The organism is Streptomyces bohaiensis, assembly GCF_012033785.1.
Lineage (GTDB): Bacteria > Actinomycetota > Actinomycetes > Streptomycetales > Streptomycetaceae > Streptomyces > Streptomyces bohaiensis.
In genome coordinates this window covers 1-3,627 of record NZ_JAAVJC010000371.1, presented here as the reverse complement: position 1 = coordinate 3,627, position 3,627 = coordinate 1, and the positions used below count along the sequence as shown (strand labels likewise).

3 protein-coding genes and 1 pseudogene are annotated in these 3,627 nt (G+C 74.0%); all 4 read left to right on the top strand.

The features are described 5' to 3' along the window. Window positions 1–917 (top strand): annotated as a pseudogene (locus HCN52_RS22740) (hypothetical protein); the annotation flags it as partial. Between the two features lie 360 nt (window positions 918–1,277). After that, complete coding sequence (gene rplU, locus HCN52_RS22735) at window positions 1,278–1,601, top strand: 50S ribosomal protein L21 (RefSeq protein WP_167935088.1); 324 nt, start codon at window positions 1,278–1,280, stop codon at window positions 1,599–1,601. Window positions 1,602–1,615: 14 nt separating this feature from the next. Next, window positions 1,616–1,873, top strand: coding sequence for a 50S ribosomal protein L27 (gene rpmA, locus HCN52_RS22730; RefSeq protein WP_167935087.1), 258 nt, complete (start codon window positions 1,616–1,618; stop codon window positions 1,871–1,873). Between the two features lie 271 nt (window positions 1,874–2,144). Beyond that, window positions 2,145–3,587, top strand: a complete 1,443-nt coding sequence (gene obgE, locus HCN52_RS22725; protein WP_168090314.1) for a GTPase ObgE — start codon at window positions 2,145–2,147, stop codon at window positions 3,585–3,587. Window positions 3,588–3,627 lie beyond the last annotated feature (40 nt).

Below are 3,627 nucleotides of genomic sequence, written 5' to 3'. Positions count from 1 at the left end.
CCGCTCCGGAGAGCGCCGAGGCGGCCCCGGCGACCGGCACCCCCGACCGGGGTGAGCCCGCCGCCGCGGCCGAGCCGGCCGCCGAGCAGCAGGCACCGGAGCCGTCGACCGCACCGGAGCAGCCCACCGCGGAGGTGCCCGAGCCGCGGCGCCGCCGCCGGGCGAGCCGCAAGGCGTCCGCTCCGGCCGGATCGCCGAGCGGGGCACGTGACGGTGCCGAGGAGGCCGCGGCCGTCGCCGTGCAGCCCACCGAGGAGCCCGTTGCCCCGGCTGAGCCCGCTCAGCCCGCCGTGCCCGCCGCCACGGAGGCGGTGGAGGCCGAGGCCCCCGCCCGCCGCCGTTCGCGTTCGACGCGGAAGGTGTCGGCCCCGGCCGGCTCGCCCGCCGCGGCCGAGGCGGCGGTGCTCGTCGTCGAGGCGGCTCCGACGGAGCCCGAGGCTGCGGTGGCGGCGCCCGCCGAGCCGCAGGCCGAGGCACCCGCCACGGCCCGTCCGCGTCGCCGCGCGGTGCGACGGGCGTCCGCGCCGGTCGGCTCGCCGGAGGCGTCCGGCGAGGTGGAGGTGCTCGTCGTCGAGACGACCGCCCCGGCCGCCGCGCCGGAGGCGGAGGAGCAGCAGGCCGACGAGGCCGCCGCGCCGGCGAAGAAGGCCACGCGGAAGACGGCCGAGAAGAAGACGGCGGCCAAGAAGACGACGGCCAAGAAGGCACCCGCCAAGAAGGCGGCGGCCAAGAAGACCGCTGAGAAGAAGACGGCCGAGAAGAAGACGGCGGCCAAGAAGGCGACGGCCAAGAAGGCACCCGCCAAGAAGGCCGCCGAGAAGAAGACCGCCGAGAAGAAGACGACGACGCGGAAGGCGACCGGCGCCGCGAAGAAGGCGGCGGCCGAGCCCGCGGAGTCGGCCCCCGCGGCCGACTGAGACGGGCGGCGCCCCGGCGCCGGCCCGCGGTGGCCCGGCAGCGACTCTCCCGTCGCTGCCGGGCCACCGGTCCGTTCCGGGGCGTGGGGCGTGGGCCGGTCGGAGGCCCGCCCGCGACCGCCCCGACCACGCCCGTCGTCCGTGCCGTGACCGCCAGCCCCGAAGGATTTGACCAGCTCCGGGCGGCCTCCGTATGGTTGACAGTCGGTGTGTCGAGTCAACGTCACACCGTGCCCCCGAGCATCCTTCCTCCCGCTTGCCGGGAGAGGGCGGACTCAGCCCGTTACGCCGGTGTTCTCCCCGGCGCGACTGGTCCGTCTGGCATCAGGGGCTCCGTTTCGAATGAGAGAGAGTCTGCGCGTGTACGCGATCGTGCGCACCGGCGGTCGGCAGCAGAAGGTTGCCGTCGACGACGTCATCGAGGTCGACCGTCTTGCGACCAAGGAGGTCGGCGACACCGTCGAGCTCTCCACCATCCTCATCGTCGATGGTGACGCCGTCACCAGCGACCCGTGGGTGCTCGCCGGCGTGAAGGTCCAGGCCGAGGTCCTCGACCACCACAAGGGCGAGAAGATCCGGATCCAGAAGTACAAGAACAAGACCGGCTACAAGAAGCGGATCGGTCACCGTCAGCTGCACACCCAGCTGAAGATCACCGGCATCCCCGCCCCGGCCGCGAAGTAAGGGACTGAGTAGAGATGGCACACAAGAAGGGCGCATCGTCCACTCGGAACGGGCGCGACTCCAACCCGCAGTTCCTGGGCGTCAAGCGCTTCGGCGGCCAGGTCGTCAACGCCGGCGAGATCATCGTCCGCCAGCGCGGCACCCACTTCCACCCGGGCACCGGCGTGGGGCGCGGTGGCGACGACACCCTGTTCGCCCTCCAGCCGGGCGCGGTGCAGTTCGGCCGCAGCCGTGACCGCAAGGTCGTCAACATCGTTCCGGTCGAGGGCTGATCCGGCCCAGGGCCGGATCGTCCCACCGGGGACGTCTCACGAGGGCGGATGCGTCGAGCGCATCCGCCCTCGTCGTTGCCCGGCGCGCGTCCGCCGTGAAGCGGCCGGCGCCGACCGCGGCACCCGTCGTGCCTGCACCACCCGCACCACCCGCACCACCGCTTCGTCCGCAGTGTCCGCGCCCCGGCGCGGTTCGCCTGTTCCACCGTCTCCCGGCGTCCGGCTCCGCAACCGCCGTACGACCCGGGGACCTCACAGCTCGGAGGCCACCATGACCACCTTCGTCGACCGCGTCGAACTGCACGTCGCCGCGGGCAACGGGGGCCACGGCTGCGCCTCCGTGCACCGCGAGAAGTTCAAGCCGCTCGGCGGCCCGGACGGCGGCAACGGCGGCCGGGGCGGCGACGTGGTCTTCCAGGTCAGCCGGGACGTCACCACGCTGCTGGAGTACCACCACGGCCCCCACCGCAAGGCCACCAACGGCCGGCCCGGCGAGGGCGACCACCGCACCGGCAAGGACGGCGTCGACCTGGTGCTGCCGGTGCCGGACGGCACCGTCGTGCTGGACCGCGCGGGCACCGTGCTCGCCGACCTCGTGGGCGAGGGCACGGCGTTCGTCGCCGCGCGCGGCGGCCGAGGCGGCCTCGGCAACGCGGCACTGGCCTCCGCGCGCCGCAAGGCGCCCGGCTTCGCGCTGCTCGGCGAGCCCGGTGACGACGGCGACGTCGTCCTGGAGTTGAAGACCGTCGCCGATGTCGCACTCGTCGGTTACCCCAGCGCCGGCAAGTCGTCGCTGATCTCGGTGCTCTCCGCCGCGCGACCCAAGATCGCCGACTACCCCTTCACCACCCTGGTGCCCAACCTCGGCGTGATCACCGCCGGAGAGACGACCTACACCATGGCGGACGTGCCCGGCCTCATCCCCGGTGCCTCGCAGGGCAAGGGGCTGGGGCTGGAGTTCCTGCGCCACGTCGAGCGCTGCTCGGTCCTCGTGCACGTCCTGGACTGCGCCACGCTGGAGTCCGACCGCGACCCGGTGAGCGACCTCGACGTCATCGAGGCCGAACTCGCCGCCTACGGCGGCCTGCAGGACCGGCCGCGGGTGGTCGCGCTCAACAAGACGGACATCCCCGACGGCCAGGACCTCGCCGACATCATCCGCCCGGACCTGGAGGCTCGCGGCTACCGGGTGTTCGAGGTCTCCGCCGTCTCCCGCAAGGGGCTGCGCGAGCTGTCGTTCGCGGTGGCGGAGCTGGTCGCGACCGCCCGTGCCGCGGTGCCGGTCGAGGAGGCCACCCGGATCATCATCCGGCCCAAGGCCGTCGACGAATCCGGCTTCACCGTGGTCGCGGAGGGCGAGGCCATGTTCCGCGTCCGGGGCGAGAAGCCGGAACGCTGGGTGCGCCAGACCGACTTCAACAACGACGAAGCCGTCGGGTACCTCGCGGACCGGCTCAACCGTCTCGGGGTCGAGAAGGAACTGCTGCGGCTCGGCGCCCGCGAGGGCGACGGGGTGGCCATCGGCCCCGAGGACAACGCGGTCGTCTTCGACTGGGAGCCGACGGTCACCGCCGGTGCCGAGATGCTCGGCCGGCGCGGGGAGGACCACCGGATGGAGGCCCCGCGGCCGGCGGCGCAGCGCCGCCGCGACCGCGAGGCCGAGCGCGACGACCCGGACCGGGACTACCGGGAGTTCGACCCCTTCGGGGAGTGACCTCGGCGCGGTGGGCCGTGCGGCGGGCGCCGCACGGCCC